The 432-nt window shown below is 76.6% G+C and carries 1 protein-coding gene; it reads left to right on the top strand.

Annotated features, from left to right (window positions below):
* The coding region (locus AC1DYG_RS19880; protein WP_477641569.1) for a hypothetical protein at nucleotides 1–432 on the top strand (432 nt) is incomplete at both ends.

Raw genomic sequence — 432 nt, 5'->3', positions numbered from 1 at the left:
ACCGCGAGGCGGCCGGTGCCGCGGTGGCGACCGCGTTGATTCACGCGGTGGTGGGCCGGGTGGCCGCGCTGGTGATGCTCGAGGGGCGGGCCTGGGACACCGGCCTCGACAACCTGTCGCTGCACATGGACAGCGACGGCGCGGTCGACTGGGCCGGTGTGGCCGATCCGGTGCTGCGGGTGCTGCCCGGCGACCGCTGGGCCGGGACGCCGTCCGCGGTCACGCTCCCGTGCGAGGAGGCGCTGTTGGTGTGGACCGCGGGCCGCTGCCGTCTCGCGCGCGCGGCGGTCTTCGATGCACTGGACGAGGTGGTCCCGGTCGACCGCGCGCGCTGCTGGGCGCTGGTCGGGGAGGCCGTGCTCGGCGCCGCGACGCTGGTGCCGATCCTCGGCGGAGTGGGCGAGTCCGTGGCGATGCGCCGCGGGCAGGGGT

Source organism: Pedococcus sp. P1_H8 (genome assembly GCF_056405175.1).
Note: the sequence above shows the minus strand (reverse complement) of the source record. Positions and strands in the feature narration are given on the sequence as shown.